The organism is Winogradskyella psychrotolerans (assembly GCF_018860545.1).
In the GTDB taxonomy this organism is placed as follows: Bacteria; Bacteroidota; Bacteroidia; order Flavobacteriales; family Flavobacteriaceae; genus Winogradskyella; species Winogradskyella psychrotolerans_A.
This window is the reverse complement of the sequence record NZ_JAHKPN010000011.1, coordinates 394,292-412,778: the sequence shown is the minus strand read 5'-3', so window position 1 is coordinate 412,778 and position 18,487 is coordinate 394,292. Positions and strand designations below refer to the sequence as shown.

At 34.9% G+C, this 18,487-nt stretch carries 17 protein-coding genes; 12 read left to right on the top strand and 5 right to left on the bottom strand.

The window, feature by feature from the left end; translation table 11 throughout:
* Positions 1–12: 12 nt before the first annotated feature.
* A complete protein-coding gene (locus KO515_RS05275; RefSeq protein ID WP_215935326.1) occupies positions 13–522 on the bottom strand; it encodes a C40 family peptidase in 510 nt (169 codons plus the stop codon).
* 79 nt (positions 523–601) lie between these two features.
* Here KO515_RS05275 and KO515_RS05270 point away from each other — a divergent pair, with 79 nt between their 5' ends.
* Entirely contained in the window at positions 602–949 is a 348-nt protein-coding gene (locus KO515_RS05270; RefSeq protein ID WP_215935325.1) for a hypothetical protein, read from the top strand.
* Between the two features lie 2 nt (positions 950–951).
* Here KO515_RS05270 and lpxB read toward each other — a convergent pair whose 3' ends face one another.
* Both lpxB and surE read right to left on the bottom strand, forming a co-directional pair.
* Entirely contained in the window at positions 952–2,073 is a 1,122-nt protein-coding gene (gene lpxB / locus KO515_RS05265; protein WP_215935324.1) for a lipid-A-disaccharide synthase, read from the bottom strand.
* A gap of 143 nt (positions 2,074–2,216) precedes the next feature.
* Positions 2,217–3,002 (bottom strand): 5'/3'-nucleotidase SurE, encoded by a 786-nt coding sequence (gene surE / locus KO515_RS05260; protein ID WP_215935323.1) that lies wholly within the window; start codon positions 3,000–3,002, stop codon positions 2,217–2,219.
* A 259-nt stretch (positions 3,003–3,261) separates the two neighbouring features.
* Between surE and KO515_RS05255 the strand changes: the two genes are divergently transcribed.
* The 3 genes from KO515_RS05255 (at position 3,262) to KO515_RS05245 (ending at position 7,211) form a co-directional block, all read left to right on the top strand.
* Entirely contained in the window at positions 3,262–5,391 is a 2,130-nt protein-coding gene (locus tag KO515_RS05255; RefSeq protein WP_215935322.1) for a carboxy terminal-processing peptidase, read from the top strand.
* Between the two features lie 136 nt (positions 5,392–5,527).
* Positions 5,528–6,622, top strand: a complete 1,095-nt coding sequence (locus tag KO515_RS05250; RefSeq protein WP_215935321.1) for an ABC transporter permease — start codon at positions 5,528–5,530, stop codon at positions 6,620–6,622.
* A 25-nt stretch (positions 6,623–6,647) separates the two neighbouring features.
* Positions 6,648–7,211: an outer membrane beta-barrel protein gene (locus KO515_RS05245; protein WP_215935320.1), complete on the top strand. Its 564-nt coding sequence runs from the start codon at positions 6,648–6,650 to the stop codon at positions 7,209–7,211.
* A 42-nt stretch (positions 7,212–7,253) separates the two neighbouring features.
* Here KO515_RS05245 and yihA read toward each other — a convergent pair whose 3' ends face one another.
* Positions 7,254–7,871 (bottom strand): ribosome biogenesis GTP-binding protein YihA/YsxC, encoded by a 618-nt coding sequence (gene yihA, locus KO515_RS05240; RefSeq protein ID WP_215935555.1) that lies wholly within the window; start codon positions 7,869–7,871, stop codon positions 7,254–7,256.
* A gap of 143 nt (positions 7,872–8,014) precedes the next feature.
* Entirely contained in the window at positions 8,015–8,779 is a 765-nt protein-coding gene (locus tag KO515_RS05235; protein WP_215935319.1) for an alpha/beta fold hydrolase, read from the bottom strand.
* Positions 8,780–9,065: 286 nt separating this feature from the next.
* On the opposite strand from KO515_RS05235, the gene mraZ reads away from it, so the two are divergent.
* The 8 genes from mraZ (at position 9,066) to KO515_RS05195 (ending at position 18,464) form a co-directional block, all read left to right on the top strand.
* A complete protein-coding gene (gene mraZ / locus KO515_RS05230) occupies positions 9,066–9,536 on the top strand; it encodes a division/cell wall cluster transcriptional repressor MraZ (protein ID WP_215935318.1) in 471 nt (156 codons plus the stop codon).
* Positions 9,523–10,419: a 16S rRNA (cytosine(1402)-N(4))-methyltransferase RsmH gene (gene rsmH / locus KO515_RS05225; protein WP_215935317.1), complete on the top strand. Its 897-nt coding sequence runs from the start codon at positions 9,523–9,525 to the stop codon at positions 10,417–10,419. The genes mraZ and rsmH overlap by 14 nt, the downstream gene beginning before the upstream one ends.
* Complete coding sequence (locus KO515_RS05220; protein ID WP_215935316.1) at positions 10,416–10,751, top strand: FtsL-like putative cell division protein; 336 nt, start codon at positions 10,416–10,418, stop codon at positions 10,749–10,751. Before rsmH ends, KO515_RS05220 begins: the two co-directional genes overlap by 4 nt.
* A gap of 144 nt (positions 10,752–10,895) precedes the next feature.
* On the top strand, positions 10,896–12,854 hold the full coding sequence (locus KO515_RS05215; RefSeq protein WP_215935554.1) for a penicillin-binding protein: 1,959 nt from the start codon (positions 10,896–10,898) through the stop codon (positions 12,852–12,854).
* Positions 12,851–14,314: a UDP-N-acetylmuramoyl-L-alanyl-D-glutamate--2,6-diaminopimelate ligase gene (locus tag KO515_RS05210; protein WP_215935315.1), complete on the top strand. Its 1,464-nt coding sequence runs from the start codon at positions 12,851–12,853 to the stop codon at positions 14,312–14,314. The genes KO515_RS05215 and KO515_RS05210 overlap by 4 nt, the downstream gene beginning before the upstream one ends.
* 62 nt (positions 14,315–14,376) lie before the next feature.
* A complete protein-coding gene (gene mraY / locus KO515_RS05205; RefSeq protein WP_215935314.1) occupies positions 14,377–15,618 on the top strand; it encodes a phospho-N-acetylmuramoyl-pentapeptide-transferase in 1,242 nt (413 codons plus the stop codon).
* Between the two features lie 92 nt (positions 15,619–15,710).
* Positions 15,711–17,108: a UDP-N-acetylmuramoyl-L-alanine--D-glutamate ligase gene (gene murD, locus KO515_RS05200; RefSeq protein WP_215935313.1), complete on the top strand. Its 1,398-nt coding sequence runs from the start codon at positions 15,711–15,713 to the stop codon at positions 17,106–17,108.
* 168 nt (positions 17,109–17,276) lie between these two features.
* Positions 17,277–18,464, top strand: a complete 1,188-nt coding sequence (locus KO515_RS05195; RefSeq protein WP_215935312.1) for an FtsW/RodA/SpoVE family cell cycle protein — start codon at positions 17,277–17,279, stop codon at positions 18,462–18,464.
* Positions 18,465–18,487: the final 23 nt, after the last annotated feature.

Here is an 18,487-nt window from a genome sequence, read left to right as displayed (position 1 = left end):
GTGAAAATGTAATTATAAGACGCGTCGCGCTTGTACAAAAGAAAAGTACCAATACTTCTCAGCAATGGAAGAAATCATTACACCTTTACTGCTTGAGGCATGTATAAACTCAACATTACCAGTTCTTACATTGGTGACAATACCAACATGATTGACATTTCTACTGTTTTTGTTGGTGGCAAAAAACACCAAATCACCAACGTTAACTTCTTTTAAGTCTATCCAATTTCCTGAGTTTTTGAGTCCAGATGTGGTTCTAGGTAAATTCACATCATGCTTTTTATAACTTGTATAAATTAAACCCGAACAATCCATACCGCTTTTAGTTGTGCCACCGTATTTATAACGTGTGCCGCTAAAGGTTTTAGCATATTTTACTATAGATTCAGCTTCGGCAGAGGGTTTTGCAGTCGTGTTTACTTTTACATTATGTGTCTGTCTGCTTTTGTTAGACGCTGTTTTTTTTGATTTACAGCTCACAACAAATAAGGTCAATAATAAAAATGGGAGTAAACGTTTCATTTAAATTTAGGTAGAAGGAGTTACTTTAAAGTCGAAATTAATAAAAAAAGATGATGAATTTTTATAAATTTATAGAATCATGAAAATTATAACACTTTATTCGGATGTTGACGAGTTCATTATAACAGCAATTGTTGGACTTACAGCTTTAATGTTTATCGTCAATTGGGTTAGTGTCAGATTAAAAGAGCAAAGAAAGAAATCGTTACTCAATTTTAAGAATTCGCAAGATGATAATAGCATTAATGTCAATGAGTATGCTTTAAACTTCAAACATGATATAGTAGCTGGTAAATCAATTGGAATAATATCTAAATTGATTTTAGTTGTTTTCGCTATAGTAATAGTTATTATGCCTCTACATGAATTTGTGGTAACATTGAGACCTGTCAGTTTTTTTTATGTCTGGACTTGTTTTCCTTTTTAAGCTTATTTGTTGGAATTTCTTATAGCATTATAAATCAACTTAGCTGTTTTCTCACTAGCTCCGCGTCCACCTAATATTTTCTCTAATTCGTAATAATCTAAAAAAAGTTGCTCTCGCTTTTTGGTGTCTAAAATTGCAGTTAATTCTTTTTTAAGACGTTTTTTGTTTAAGTCTCCTTGAATTAATTCTGTAACGACTTCACGATCCATAATTAAATTGACTAAAGAAATATATTTCAATGTAATAATACGTTTAGCTATTTGGTAAGAAATGGCATTGGCTTTATAACAAACAACTTGTGGCACTTTAAATAATGCAGTCTCAAGTGTTGCTGTTCCTGAAGTAACCAAGGCGGCCGTTGAAATACTAAGTAAATCGTAGGTTTTATTAGAAATGAATTTAATATTCTTTTGCTTTATAAAGCCTTTGTAGAATTCATAATCCTGACTAGGTGCTCCAGCAATGACAAATTGGTAGTCTTTAAAGTCATCAACTAAGCTGAGCATGACTCCAAGCATTTTTGTTATTTCTTGCTTACGACTTCCAGGTAATAACGCAATAATAGGTTCCTCGTTAAGATCGTGCTCTTTTCTAAAAGTTCGTCCATCTACTTGAGGGCGGTTAGCAATAGCATCAATCAGTGGATGACCAACAAAATTAACATCATAATCATATTTTTTGTAGAATGATTTTTCAAACGGAAGAATGCAATACATGGCATCAATATCGTTCTTTATTTTTTCAACTCTACTTGCTCGAGATGCCCAAACTTGGGGTGAAATATAATAATGTGTTTTAAAATTAAGCGCTTTTGCCCATTTGGCAATCCTTAGGTTGAAACCTGAATTATCAATGAAAATAATAACATCGGGCTGAAATTTTTCAATATCCAATTTACAGAACTTGATTTGACCTAAAACTTTTCTGAGGTTAAGAATGACTTCAGCAAAACCCATAAATTGACGTTCCTTATAATGCATCACCAATTCTCCGCCAACATTTTGCATAAGGTCTCCACCCCAAAATCTAATGTCAGCCTGTTCATCTTGTTTAAACAGTGCTTTCATTAAATTGGAACCATGCAAATCGCCTGAGGCTTCACCAGCAATGATATAGTACTTCATTTTTTATTTATCAATTTATAAAATCTTTAAAAATGGCTGGCTAAACAAACCATTTCTAATATTTAGTCTAAAATTCTGAATAGCAACATAAATCTAAAAACGGTAGAGGTGAGTCTAATAAAATTTTCCAGATTTATATATTATTACTTTTGAGTTTTAGTGTTTAACTGCCAAGTGTTCAACTTCTGAATGGCATGGTGTGCTGTTAAATCAAAATGAACAGGAACAACAGAAACATAGCCGTGTTCTAAAGCCCATTCATCGGTGTCTTCACCATTATCCATATTTACAAATTTACCACTGAGCCAATAATAGTCACGACCCATTGGATTGGTGCGTTTGTCAAATTCTTCTTTCCAATTGGCACGTGCTTGCCTGCAAATTTTAATCCCTTTTATCGCGTCTTTTTCTAAGTTTGGAATGTTTACATTGAGCACCACACCATCTGGTAATCCATGTTCTAAAACTTGTCTCGTAATGGTTTCAACGAATGTTTTACAGTGTTCAAAATTAGCATTCCAGTTATAATCTAATAACGAAAATCCAATAGCAGGAATACTTTCAATACCAGCTTCTAAGGCCGCACTCATCGTACCCGAATAAATAACATTTATGGAGGAGTTGGACCCGTGATTAATGCCAGAAACACAAATATCTGGTCGTCTGCCTAGAATTTCATTAACCGCTAGTTTTACACAATCTGCCGGAGTTCCTGAGCAACTGTATTCGGGTTGTTTACCATCTATAATTACTTTTTCCATGTGTAAAGTAGCGTTGATGGTAATGGCATGTCCCATAGCGCTTTGAGGACTATCTGGTGCAACTACCACGACATCTCCAATGAGGTTCATTACCGAAATTAAAGTTCTTAGGCCAGGAGCAGTAATACCATCATCATTAGTGACTAAAATTAAAGGGCGTTTAGACATTTTACACAAAAGTTTAATGAATTGTAAAAATACTAAAAAAGGTTTCGATTTATAAGGAAACTACGCTTTAACAAAAAAATAGGCTATCTATTTTTTATGGCATGGTTTTTTCTACTATTTTAGTGAAAAATTGAAAGCCTACTTAATTTTAATCCTATAGAGTTTATCTGAATAGAGCATAATCTTCAATTAAATAATTAAGTGGATTGATAAATACATTTTTACCAAATCATAACAATAAAAAAGAAAAAAGATAATAATGAAAGGGAAATATAAATTTTTGCTACTCGCTTTATTGATAGCATTCGCCTCATGTAGTTTTACAACTAAAAAATTTGAAGATCCAGATAAGGATAAATTACTAATTCAATTGATTACCTATCTTTTAGATCAAGGTCATTTTGAACCTAAGGATATTAATGATGATTTTTCTGCGCATGTATTTGATGATTATTTGAATAATGTTGATCAGTTTAAACGCTTTTTTTATGAATCGGATATTAAAGAATTTGAGGCTTACAAGTCTCAGATTGATGATCAAATTAAAGCTTACGACGTATCATTCTTTAATCTTACACACCAAAGGTTGCTACAACGTATTGCGGAAGCAAAAGTCATCTATACAGATATCCTAGAAAAGCCTTTTGATTTCACGGAAGAAGAAGATTACGTTGCCGATTATGAAAATCTGACTTATGTCACTAATAAACGTGAAATGAAAGAGCGTTGGAGACAACAACTTAAGTTTTTTGCAATAACTAATTATGATGACATAATTACGGACCAAGATTCAGCGACAGATAAAACCGCTGAGAAGAAATCGATGAAAGAAATTGAAATCGAAGCTAGATTAGCTACAAAAGAGTCAATTGACGTGCTTTACGATTATATTGAAGATAGAACACGTAACGATTGGTTTGCTGTGTATATAAATGCAATTGTTGAAGGGTTCGATCCGCATACATTCTATTTTGCACCGGAAGATAAGGAGCGTTTTGATAGAGATATTTCAGGTAAATTTGAAGGTATTGGTGCGCGTTTACAAAAGAAAGTTGATGGCATTATGGTTGATGAAGTTATTAGTGGTGGGCCAGCATGGAGAGCAAACGAATTAGAAGTCGGTGATCAAATTCTTAAAGTGAAGCAGGAAGATGAAAAGGACGCTATCAATGTAGTTGGTATGCGTTTGGCAGATGCGATTAAATACATAAAAGGACCGAAAGGAACTGTGGTGACATTAACATTGAAAAAAGTAGATGGAACAATTCAAGATATTTCTATTACGAGAGATGTGGTTGAGTTAGAAGAAACGTATGCTAAAACTTCTATAGTTGAAAAAGAAGGGAAAACTTTCGGAATCATTAACTTACCTAAGTTTTATATCAGTTTCGAAGATTATAACGAACGAAATGCCGCTTCAGATATTAAACGAGAAATTTTAAGGTTAAAAGAAGAAGGCGTTGAAGGTTTGGTAATGGATTTAAGAAATAATGGTGGTGGATCTTTACAAACTGTAGTTGACATCGCTGGGTTATTTATTGAGGATGGACCAGTAGTACAAGTAAAAACAACAGGTGAAGCTAAAGAAGTACTTGCAGATAAGGACAAGTCAATTGTTTGGGATGGTCCTTTAGTCATACTCGTAAATGAATTATCGGCTTCTGCATCTGAAATTTTAGCAGCTGCAATGCAAGATTATAAACGTGGAATTATTATCGGTAGTAAACAGACTTATGGTAAAGGAACAGTACAGACGGTAATGGATTTAAACCGAATGGTTAAAAACAATACCAAAGGTGATATGGGAGCTTTAAAGTTTACCACGCAGAAATTTTATAGAATTAACGGAGGTTCTACACAATTAGAAGGGGTAAAAAGTGATGTTGTTGTTCCGGACCGTTATAGTTATATTGATATAGGAGAAAAAAATCTTGAAAATCCATTAGCATGGGATAAAATTGATGCCGCTGATTATGAAGTTTGGGGTAATTATTTTGATTACGACACTACAATCAGTAAGAGTAAAGCTAGAATGGCTAATAATGAGCAATTAAAGTTAATAGAAGCTAATGCACAATGGGTGAAGACCATAAGAGACCGTGAGTCGTATCCGTTAAACTATGACTCGTATAAAAAGGAAATGCAGGTTAATGAGGAAGAAGCAAAGCGTTTTGCTAAGTTATCTGAATATCAAACTGATTTAACCTTTACATCATTGCCATATGAGTTGAAACTAATGGATCAGGATTCTGTTTTAATGGATAAACGTAATCGTTGGCATGAGGCTTTAGCCAAAGATGTTTATGTTGAAGAAGCTATTAATGTGCTTCATGATTTAAAGATGACGTATGCTATAAAAAATAAAGTTGCAGAATCTGTGAAGAATTAAGCGAGTAAATCGTTAATGGTTTAATGCCGTTGTATCAGTCCTAAATGTTTTAATTATATGAGAATTGTCTCTTTGATAGGACTTTAGGGGGCTATCTACTTAAACATATAATAATGGTACAATACTAAAGCTCAATATGTCTAAAGAAAATAATTCATTATCAAGCTTAGCGCTTCAAAAGTTTAAAAAAAACTTTTGGGGCGTTTTTAGTTTCGGCATCATTGCCTGTATTGGGTTAATGTCTGTGTTTGCTTATGTGTTTGCTCCAGACGCTTCAAAAAATGCCAATCAAATGCATTTATCTATTCATTCAAAATCGCCTGGTTTTGAAGTGCGAATGCTAACGATCCCATCTGGTATTGCATCAGAGCAAAACTTCTTTTCAAAATTATTTTTCGGAAATAATAATACAGATACTGAGATTCCTATTCAGACTTATGAGGTGAAGAATAAGGTTTTAAATTATGTAGAATACGCTTCAGATGGCTTGCGAGGCCAAGAAAAACAAATTGCTTTGTCGCGGTTCCCAAACTCAAATTACGAAAAATACATAGAGAATAGAGGATTTGTTTTTGGTACAGATAAGTATGGTAGAGATTATTTAAGTCGCATTTTGATTGGTTCAAGGATTTCATTCTTTATTGGATTTGTTGCTGTTTTTATCTCACTACTCGTTGGGCTTTTAATGGGAAGCATAGCTGGCTATTATGGAGGGAAAATAGATGCCTTTATTATGTGGATAATAAACATTACATGGTCCATTCCAACCTTATTATTAGTTATTGCGATTACATTGGCACTCGGAAAAGGCTTTTGGCAAGTGTTTATTGCGGTCGGTTTAACCATGTGGGTAGAAGTTGCTAGAGTGGTTAGAGGACAAATAATTAGTGCGAAGGAAATGCAATACGTTACCGCAGCAAGAGCTTTAGGTTATAATGACTATAGAATCATCACAAAACACGTATTACCCAATATTTTTGGACCATTAATCGTCATTTCTGCAGCTAACTTTGCCGCAGCTATTTTAATAGAAAGCGGACTGAGTTTTTTAGGTATTGGAGCGCAACCACCAATGGCAAGTTGGGGGGCAATGATTAAAGATCATTATAATTATATCATTTTGGGGAAACCGTATTTAGCCTTAATACCAGGGCTTTGTATTATGCTTTTGGTTATGGCTTTTATGTTGGTTGGTAATGCGTTGCGTGATGCGTTGGATGTGAAAGCTTAAGTTTTTTTAATACATATTAAATAACATGAAAACATTATTTTTCTTTTTAGTACTGACAATTTCTCTATCTCTAAATGCACAAATTACTAAAGGTAATTGGTTGGTTGGTGGTAGCGGTTCATTCACTTCAACAACAGCAACATCTGAGGACAATTTAGGCAATGAGTTTGAAAGTATAGCAACAGCTCTTCAATTAAGGCCAAATATTGGTTATTTTCTTACAGACAAATTTGCTACTGGCTTAAATATAGGGGTCAATTTATCTAACTCACCAGGACGTGATAACAGTAATTGGAGCATGAGTGTTGGGCCTTTTGCTCGTTATTATTTTTTAAAGCCTGAAAATAGGGTAAACCTGTTTGGCGAGGCTAGTTTCTCATATGGTAATGGCCTAAGTGAAATTAACAAAGATAGAAACACAACAAGTTATGGATTTAGTACTGGTGGTGTACTATTTTTCAATAGTAGTGTAGGTTTGGAAATGTCTTTGAATTACACGGACTCTACTTCAAGAAGTGATGGAAGTTCTGATACGAACTTCAAAAATTTATTTTTGGGCTTGGGTTTTCAGATACATTTAGAAAAATGATGTTTTTTAAAGGTTATGTGTCTAATTATTTGTAGCTCAATTTTAGTTGCTGTTTCTTAGCTGCTCAATCTCTTCATTGGTTGCTCCAATAAAGTTAAGTACGTCATCTTTTCCAATACTCTTTGACGATGAGGTTACAAAATGAGGTGGTAGTTCTTCCCAGAATTTAAGTAGTTCTTGGCAGTACTCCTCGACGTGGCGCTCAATAGCCTGAGGTTTTAATTTGTCTGCCTTTGTGAATATGATGCCAAACGGAATTTCACCTTCTCCTAAGTACTGCATAAATTCTAAGTCCACAGGCTGTGGTTTGTGTCTAATATCTATAAGCACAAATGCCGAAACTAATTGTTGTCGTTGTTCAAAATAATTAGTAATAAACTTTTGAAATTTTTGCTTAGACGATTTTGAAACGCGCGCATAACCATAGCCGGGTAAATCTACTAGATACCAGTTTTTATTAATTAAGAAATGATTAATTAACTGTGTTTTTCCTGGTCGCCCAGAGGTTTTAGCTAAACTTTTACGGTCGGTAAGCATGTTGATTAATGACGACTTCCCTACATTACTTCTCCCTATAAAGGCATATTCGGGTATGGCGTTCTTAGGGCATTTTGCCACATCAGAATTACTAACTACAAATTCGGCTGATTTTATTTTCATCTCTAGTTCCCATGACAACGGGAATCTCATTTTAATTAAACTTTTAGGTAATTTTCTACATGTTTCTGTAAGCTATCTTAATATCTCGGGCTTTTTACAGTAACAGTGTCCTCTTTCCTTTGGGAAGGGTTAGGGATGGGCTCCTAAAACCCACGTTTCTCTAGCCATCCCATCAAAATCGTATTGAATTCTTCTGGATGCTCCATCATAGCTGCATGTCCACATTTATCAATCCAGTACAATTCAGAATCGGGTAATAGCTCATGAAACTCTTCAGCAACTTCAGGTGGAGTTACAGTGTCATTCTTTCCCCAAATAATGCAAATTGGAATATCCATTTTTGGTAAATCTTTAGCCATGTTATGTCTAATGGCACTTTTGGCAATCGCTAAGGTTTTTATAAGTTTATTACGGTCATTAACCGTTTCATAAACTTCATCAACAATTTCTTTCGTTGCTACCGCAGGATCGTAAAACACTTCTTGTGCCTTCTTTTTCATGACTTCGTAATCACTACGTTTGGTGTAGCCACCTCCCATAGCGCTTTCGTAAAGCCCTGAACTTCCTGTAATGATTAAGGCTTTTACTTTTTGAGGATATAATTTGGTGTGGTATAAACCAATGTGTCCACCGAGAGAATTACCTAGAAGAATAACGTCTTCTAAACCCTTAAATTCAATAAAATCTTTTAGGTAGTTTGCGAAACTTTTTACATTAGTTTTAATTAAAGACATACTGTAAATAGGAAGTTCTGGAATAATAACCTTATAGCCTTTAGAGCTAAAATATTTAGTGACTCCGTCAAAGTTACTGAGTCCACCCATTAAACCATGCAACACAATAATTGGTGTGCCTTCGCCTACTTCAATATATCTAAATTCCTTTTCTTTTTTTAAAAGGTGTGCCATGTGCAAGTTCGTGCTTATGTGTTAGAAACAAATATAACTAAATCCTTTAGAAAATAAATAATATGAGAAAAATATCGGTTTTTTTTATCGTTTGGGAATTGTGTAGACTGATGTTAATAATTACCACCTCTTAAATCGTAAGCTAAAAGTGGAATTCATTGATGTTGCAATGAAATAAGGCGGTTCTAATATAAAACTTATCAACAAATGTGGTAAAATGTGGTAAAAAGTGGTGATTTTTTCAATATCTTTGATTCTTAATCGTTAAAGTAGTAAACGAAACCTTTTGAATTCATTTATAGGAACATACGAATGTAAAGCTGATGCCAAAGGAAGGCTAATGATACCTGCTGTGCTTAAAAAGCAGTTGTCGTCGGCTTTGCAAGATGGTTTTGTTTTAAAGCGTGCCGTTTTTCAGCCATGTTTGGAATTGTATCCAATGTCTGAATGGAACAAGATGATGGAGAAGATTAATAAGTTGAACCGCTTTAAGAAGAAGAATAATGATTTTATACGACGCTTTACGGCTGGAGTTAAAATTGTAGAGGTAGATAGTACGGGGCGTTTGTTAATTCCGAAAGATTTAATTGGTTTTTCGGGTGTTAAGAAAGAGGTGGTTTTGGCGTCTGCTGTTAATATTCTTGAAATTTGGGATAAAGATAAATACGAACAAGCTATTGATGATGCGGCTTCAGATTTTGCGGATTTGGCCGAAGAAGTAATGGGACAAGACGATGACAACGATGGATTATCATAATGCAGTATTACTTAAAGAAACCGTAGATGGTTTAGCGATTAAACCAGATGGTGTTTATGTAGATGTCACTTTTGGTGGAGGAGGTCATAGTCGTGAAATTTTATCAAGATTAGGGCCAAATGGAAAACTATATGCTTTTGATCAAGATAAAGATGCGTTGGCAAATACAATTGATGACGATCGCTTTGTGTTAATCAATGAGAATTTTCGATTTGTAAAACGCTTCTTGAGATTTTATGGAGCAAAAGAAGTTGATGGTGTTTTAGCTGATTTTGGAGTGTCGTCGCATCAGTTTGATGTTGCGGAGCGTGGTTTTTCTACGCGTTTCGAGGCGGATTTAGATATGCGGATGAATCAAGATAGTAAGCTTTCAGCTTTTGAGGTCATTAATAATTATGATGAAGAACAACTAAGAGCTGTTTTGTTTCAATATGGTGAATTGCGAAATGCACCTGCAATGGCAAGAGTGATTGTTGAAGAACGAAAAAATGCAGAAATTAAAACAAGCGAACAATTAAAGTCTGTTTTGAAGCAGTTTTTGAATCATCAAAAAGAGAATAAAGTGTTGGCTCAAATATATCAAGCCATCCGAATTGAGGTGAATCAAGAAATTGAAGTTTTAAAAGAATTACTACTTCAAATGCCAGAGGTTCTAAAGCAAGACGGTCGTTTGAGTTTTATATCCTATCATTCTTTAGAAGATAGGTTAGTAAAGCGTTTCATCAGAAATGGGTTGTTTGAAGGTGAGCCAGAACGTGATGTGTTTGGCAATTTTGAAGTGCCATTAAAAAAGGTGGGAGGTTTAATTGTGCCTTCCAAGGAAGAAATAAAACAAAACAATAGGGCTAGGAGTGCGAAACTTAGGATTGCTAAAAAAATATGAAAAAAAACATATACGGCATATTAAGAGGTAGGTTTCTAATCAGTGATGATTCGTTTAAAAATTGGCGTATCATCATTTTTATTTCATTTCTGGCAATTATAATGATTGCAAGTTCTCATAGTGCCGATCAAAAAGTTTATCAAATAGCAAAGTTGACTAATGAGGTAAAGGAATTTCGTTCAGCATTTGTAGATAAGAGAGGGAAGCTGATGCAACTAAAAAAAGAATCTTTTGTAGAGGCTGAGATGAAAGAAAAAGGAATTGAGATTTCCTTAAACCCACCAACAAAAATAATAGTAAAGTCATCGAAATCGGTGACACATACAGAGTAAAAACTTAAGATAGGGTTGGAGCGAGCCTATAGAAAAATTTAAATCTCGATTATCGAGTAAAAAAAAACACAACAGTAACATTAATAAGCTTTGGCAATAACAGAAAAAAACATATTACACAGATTGTACTTCGTAGCAGGCTGCATGTTTGTATTCGCCTTGGCTGTGGTGTTTAAATTGGTGAGTATTCAGTTTATCCAAGGTGATGAGTATAGAGCACTTGCGGAAAAGAGTACGACTAAAGATTTTCCAATTCCTGCAAACCGTGGGAATGTGTATTCTGCTGATGGTAGTTTGCTAGCAACCTCAATTCCTAAGTATGATATTAGAATTGATGCCATTCAGGCGAAAGACGCCACATTTGAAAAATATATTAATGAATTGGCGGATTCACTTCATGCTTATAAGGGAAAGCCGGCATCTTATTATAAGAATGTCATTAGAAAAGCTAGACAACATAAAAATAGATATTTCCTTTTAGCTCGGAATATTAGTTATTCTGATTATATCCGAATGCGAAATTTTCCTTTGTTAAATCTTGGGGCTATTAAAGGTGGTTTAATTGTAGAGCAAACGACTAGACGTGAGCATCCAATGGGTGGTATTGCAGAGCGTACCATAGGTTATGAGAGAACAGATGAAAACGGAGATATTACAAGGCCTGGGATTGATGGGGCTTTTGGGGTGAAGTACTTGCAAGGTAAAAACGGGAAACGTTTAAAACAAAAAATTGGTAATGGACAATGGAAGCCCATAGCAGATTTCGATCAAGTTGAACCTCAGGATGGTTATGATGTTTATACGACTATAGATGTCAATATTCAAGATATAGCCCACCATTCTTTGCTTAAGCAGTTAGAAATCTACGAAGCCGATCATGGTTGTGTGGTGGTGATGGATGTAAAAACGGGTGAGATAAAAGCAATTTCTAACCTAGGAAGAAATCGAAACGGGAAGTATTACGAGCGCCTAAATTATGCGGTTGGAGAAAGTCATGAGCCAGGTTCTACATTTAAAGTGATGGCTTTAATGGCAGCGTTGGAAGATAAGGTTATTGATACGTCAACAGTTGTGGATACTAAAAAGGGGAGGAAGTCGCTTTATGGTCGTGTAATTACGGACTCTGGTCCTGGTTATGGTGAGATTTCTGCGGCAAGAGCTTTAGAGGTGTCTTCTAATATTGGTATGGCAACCATTATTGATGAACATTACTCAAAACAGCCAGAAAAATTTTTAAATAGGTTGAGTTCTTGGAGACTTGATAAAACTTTAGGTGTCGCTATTATTGGAGAAGGAGTGCCAGATATTCCAAAACCAGGGGCATCTAACTGGAGTCGGAATGCGTTGCCTTCTATGGCATATGGCTATAATCTTGAAATGACTCCATTGCAAACACTGGCGTTTTATAATGCTATTGCTAATGATGGGGAATTAATTAAGCCACGTTTTTTAAAATCGGTTAAGTCGTTTGATAAGGAAATTGAAGTGTTTGAAAAAGAAGTGCTTGTTGAAAAAATTTGCTCAGATAAAACCTTGAATGAAATTCGAGATATATTAAAGAATGTTGTCATGCGTGGTACGGGACAACGTATGTATTCAGAAACATTTTCAATGGCTGGTAAGACCGGTACGGCTAGAACGGATTACGCAAATACAGAAGAATGGAAAAAAGAGCGAAAATACGTGTCTTCATTTGCAGGTTATTTTCCTGCGGATAATCCAAAATACTCATGCATTGTGGTGATTCATAAGCCAAGTACCAAAGTTGGTTATTACGGAGCAGATGTTACTGGTCCAGTATTTAAAAGAATTGCTCAAAAAATCTATACAGACACTCCAATTATAGATGAGCTTGAAACATTGAACTTCAATGATAATTTAGTGAACGCGGATTTTGAAAGTTACTTTGAAAACGCTCGAAAATATAAAGAGTTAATGCCAAGTGTTGTTGGGATGCCAGCTATGGACGCTATTGCATTGTTGGAAAATTTACAGATTGACGTTAGAGTGAAATTAAACGGAAATGGTACTATAAAAAAGCAGTCTGTTGAGAAGCATCAAAAATTACAAACGAATCAAACCATTGTTTTAGAAGCCTCATGATGGTATTAAAAGACATATTATATAAGGTTACTATAAATGCAGTCGTTGGCAGCACGAGTATTCCGGTGAGTAAAATTGAATTCGATTCGCGGAAAATAGAAGTTAATGACGTTTTTGTAGCAATTTCGGGTGCGATTACTGATGGTCATAACTATATAGACAAAGCGATTAAAGATGGTGCGACAGCTATTATTTGTGAGGTGCTTCCAGAAAATCTCGAAGAAGGAATTGCGTATATAGAAGTGGCTAATTCTAATCAGGCTATGGCTTATATGGCAGCTAATTTCTATGGTCACCCTTCCGAAAATCTAAAGCTTGTTGGTGTTACAGGTACTAATGGGAAAACCACAGTGTCTAGTTTGTTGTATCAGTTGTTTAAAAAAGCAGGCTATAAAGTTGGATTGTTGTCTACAGTCAAAATTATGGTAGATAATACGACATATAAGGCTACGCATACAACTCCAGATTCATTGACCATCAATAAGTATTTGCAATTAATGAATAATGAAGGTGTGGAGTTTTGTTTCATGGAAGTGAGCTCTCATGGTATTCATCAAAGCCGAACAGAAGGCTTAAAGTTTGAAGGTGGCATTTTCACAAACCTATCGCATGACCATTTAGATTATCACGACACGTTTGCGGAGTATAGAGATGTTAAGAAGCGATTTTTTGATCAATTGCCAAAAGACGCCTTTGCGTTAACTAATATAGATGACAAAAATGGTTTGGTGATGTTTCAAAATACCGGAGCCAAAAAATATACGTATGCTTTAAAGAATTATGCCGATTACAGAGCTCAAATTTTAGAGAATGAATTCAGCGGATTATTATTAAAGTTGAATGAAAGTGAATTATGGACACGATTAATAGGCAGTTTTAACGCTTATAATATTCTCGCCATATATGGAACTGCTGAGCTTTTAGGTTTAGGTAACGTTGAAATTTTGAGATTGATAAGTGAGCTCGAAAATGTGGCAGGACGCTTTCAATATTTTATTTCAGAAGGGAAAATTACCGCCATTGTAGATTATGCACATACACCAGATGCATTAAAAAATGTATTGCAAACCATAAACGATATCAGGACTAAAAATGAAGAATTGATTACGGTTGTTGGTTGTGGAGGTAATAGAGATAAAACAAAACGACCAAAAATGGCGCATATCGCTTCTGTTTTAAGTACTAAAGTGATTTTGACAAGTGATAATCCAAGAAATGAAGTTCCGGAAACCATCATTGAAGAGATGGAAAAAGGAGTGGGGCCACAAAATTTTAAAAAAACGTTGTCTATAACCGATAGGAAGCAAGCCATTAAAACGGCTTGTCAAATGGCAGGAGAAAATGATATTATTCTTATTGCCGGAAAAGGCCATGAAACATATCAAGAAATTAAAGGTCAACGCTTTGATTTTGATGATTATAAAATCGTTCAAGAGTATTTAAAACAATTACAGAAATAATATTTCCTGCAAGGTTTCAAAAACCTTGTAGGTATTAAAAATAAAATAAATAACAACTAATAATGCTGTATTATCTATTCGAATATCTAGAGCAAGAGTTCCAATTTCCTGGAGCGTCACTTTTTGGGTTTATCACCTTTAGAGCGGCTGTAGCTATTATATTGTCATTGTTAATTTCTACAATTTTTGGTAAACGCATTATTCGTTTTTTACAAAAGCAACAAGTTGGTGAAACGATTCGTGATTTAGGATTGGAAGGACAAGTTGAAAAAGCAGGAACACCAACGATGGGTGGGATTATCATAATTCTTGCGACACTTATTCCTGTGTTGTTATTGGCAAAGCTTGAAAACATCTATATCATCTTGTTAATAGTGACTACACTTTGGATGGGGACTATTGGGTTTATTGATGATTATATTAAAAAATTCAAAAATGATAAAGACGGTCTAAAAGGGAGATTTAAAGTTCTTGGTCAGGTCGGATTAGGAATTATAGTTGGTGCAACATTATTTTTTAATAATGATGTAACGATAAAAGAGAAATTGCCAATAGCACAGCAAAATGAATTACGTGCTGCAAATCCAGACGTGCAAGCAACAAAACTGTTTAAAGCTGAAGAGAAGTCAACAAAAACGACGATTCCATTTTTAAAAGATAATGAGTTTGATTATTCAGATTTAATCACATGGATAAGTCCGGGTTTAGAGAAATACACATGGCTCGTATTTATTTTGGTTAGTATAATTATAATTACAGCCGTATCAAATGGTGCAAATCTCACGGACGGCATCGATGGGCTAGCCGCAGGTACATCTGCTATAATTGTATTAACGCTGGGGATTTTTGCATGGGTGTCTAGTAATATTGTGTTTTCAGGGTACTTAGATATTATGTACATCCCAAGAGCGGAAGAAATCACAATTTACATTGCGGCATTTGTCGGAGCATTAATTGGATTTTTATGGTATAACACCTATCCGGCACAGGTATTTATGGGTGACACAGGAAGTCTTACTATTGGAGGAATCATTGCGGTAATTGCTATAGCAGTTAGAAAAGAATGGTTGATTCCTATACTCTGCGGTATATTTTTAGCAGAGAATTTATCAGTCATTTTACAGGTTAGCTATTTCAAATACACAAGAAAGAAGTTTGGTGAAGGTCGACGCATATTTAAAATGTCGCCTTTACATCATCACTATCAAAAATCAGGATATCACGAAAGTAAGATAGTTACGCGTTTTTGGATTGTAGGAATTCTACTTGCTATTATAACGATAGTAACCTTGAAGATAAGATAAAAGAGCTTGTCATTCCTGCGAAGGCAGGAATCCACAATAAGAGTAGTAATAAAGTAGATTCCTGCCTTCGCAGGAATGACAAAAAGGATTAAATGAAGGACAAGGAAAGTAATCAGCAGAGTGAGAAGTCCTTCCCGTTTGGGGAAGGATTTAGGAAGGGGCTTCGATTAGTTATTCTTGGAGGTGGAGAAAGTGGAGTAGGAACAGCGCTTTTAGGAAAAGCAAAAGGATACGATGTATTTGTATCAGACAAAGGAAAGATTAAAGACAAGTATAAAGACGTTCTTTTAAATAATGAGATTGAATTTGAAGATGAGCAGCATACAGAATCAAAAATTCTGAACGCAGACATTGTCATGAAAAGTCCTGGTATTCCAGATAAAGTGGCTTTGGTTAAACAAATTCGAGAGGCTGGAATTACAGTGGTTTCTGAAATTGAATTGGCTTCAAAATTTACGGATGCAACTTTGGTCGCTATTACAGGAAGTAATGGGAAAACCACAACAGCATCACTAACACATCATATTTTAAAACAAGAGTTAGATGTTGGATTGGCAGGTAATATTGGAGATAGTTTTGCAAAGCAAATTTTAGAGAGAAATCATGATAATTATGTGTTGGAGATTAGCAGTTTTCAATTGGATGATATTATAGATTTCAAGCCTAAAATTGCGGTGTTGACTAATATCACACCAGACCATTTAGACAGATACGATTATAAGTTTGAAAACTATATCGCTTCAAAATTTAGAGTAGTAGAAAATCAGACAGAAGACGATTATTTCATATATGATGCTGATGATGAAGTCATTTTAGAATACATAAAAACGCATCAAATTCAATCCAAAAAATTACCTTTTTCTTTAACAAACGTTATCGAGCAAGGTGCATATTTAGACAACAACAACATAATAATAACAATAGATAACACTAAAATAACTATGCCTACAAATAAATTAGCATTAGAAGGAAAACACAACGTGAAAAATGCAATGGCAGCTTCTACTGTTGCGCATTTACTTAAAATTAGAAAACAAACTATACGTGAGAGTTTAGAGAACTTTCAAGGTGTGGAGCATCGTTTAGAGCATGTTTTAAAAATTAATAAAGTGCAATATATTAACGACTCAAAAGCAACGAATGTCAATGCAACCTATTTCGCATTAGAAAGTATGGATGCACCTACGGTCTGGATTGTTGGCGGAGTGGATAAAGGTAATGAGTACAGGGAGTTATTTCCATTTGTGAACGAAAAAGTTAAGGCTATTATTTGCTTAGGTGTAGATAATGCAAAACTTATGGAGTCTTTTGGTAATATGGTAGATGTGATTATTGAAACACAATACATGAGTGAAGCTGTGAAGATAGCTTATAAGCTGGCCGATGCTGGCGATAATGTGTTGTTGTCACCTGCTTGTGCGAGTTTCGATTTATTCGAGAATTATGAAGATAGAGGGCGTCAATTTAAGAATGCTGTTAGAAATTTGTAGAAAGCCCATCTTACTCTTCCCGAAGGGAAGAAACTGTTGAGGCGTAATGTGACTTAAGGAGCAATTCGCAGTGTGTTGCAAAAAAATGAATGAGTAAATAAAAGTATCTAATAACTAATTAAATTTTCCCCTTATGGGGAAATGTCAGGAAGACAAAGGGTCTGTAGTATGCAAAATATATTCAAACAAATAAAAGGAGATAAAGCTATTTGGGCTATAGTGGCGCTGTTGGCTATATTTTCGTTTATGCCTGTTTATAGTGCTGCTAGTAATTTGGCAAATAGCGGAAATACCAATACATTTTCTTTTTTTATAAAACACTTTATGCATCTGCTTTTAGGCTTTGTTATTATGTTCGGAGTTCATAAAGTGCCTTATAAATATTTTCGTGGCTTATCTATGGTTATGATTCCTATTGTGTTTGTGTTGTTGTTGGTTACAATGCTTCAGGGAACAACTATTGCTGGTGCAAATGCGAGTCGTTGGATTCAGATTCCGATTGTGAATATGTCTTTTCAAACATCAACTTTAGCTGCTGTGGTATTGATGGTTTATGTAGCACGTTACTTGTCAAAAATTAAAGATGAAGAGGTGAGCTTTAAAGATTCATTATTGCCCCTTTGGATACCAGTGTTTCTAATTTTAATCCTCATATTACCTGCTAATTTTTCTACAACAGCCATCATATTTACGATGATTATGATGTTGGCATTTATTGGAGGTTATCCAATTAAGTATCTACTAATTATTGTAGGTACAGGGTTGTTGGCGCTCACGATGTTTATTTTGGTGGCAAAAGCATTTCCAGATGCGATGCCGAATAGGGTGGATACATGGATAAATAGAATTGAGAATTTCTCTAATGGAGAAGATACGGAAGCAGATTATCAAATAGAAAAAGCGAAAATTGCAATTGCGACAGGAATAACTCCGCTAGGACCAGGTAAAAGTGTACAGAAGAACTTTTTACCGCAGTCGTCCTCCGATTTTATTTTTGCCATTATCATTGAAGAATACGGCTTGTTTGGAGGTGTGTTCTTATTAGTGTTATATATGTGGTTGTTGTTTAGGATTGTGGTAGTGAGTCATAAATCAGACACGATATTTGGAAAATTATTGGTATTAGGTGTTGGCTTGCCTATCGTTTTTCAGGCATTAATTAATATGGCTGTTGCTGTGGAATTATTTCCGGTTACTGGGCAAACGCTACCCTTAATAAGTAGTGGTGGAACTTCAATTTGGATGACCTGTTTGTCGATAGGAATAATATTGAGTGTGAGTGCAAAACGGGAGGAATTAAAAGAGCAAGAAGATGCTGAAGATAATCCGTTGGCTATTTTGAGTGAAGCGATTTAGAAATAGAAACAATAATATTAAAA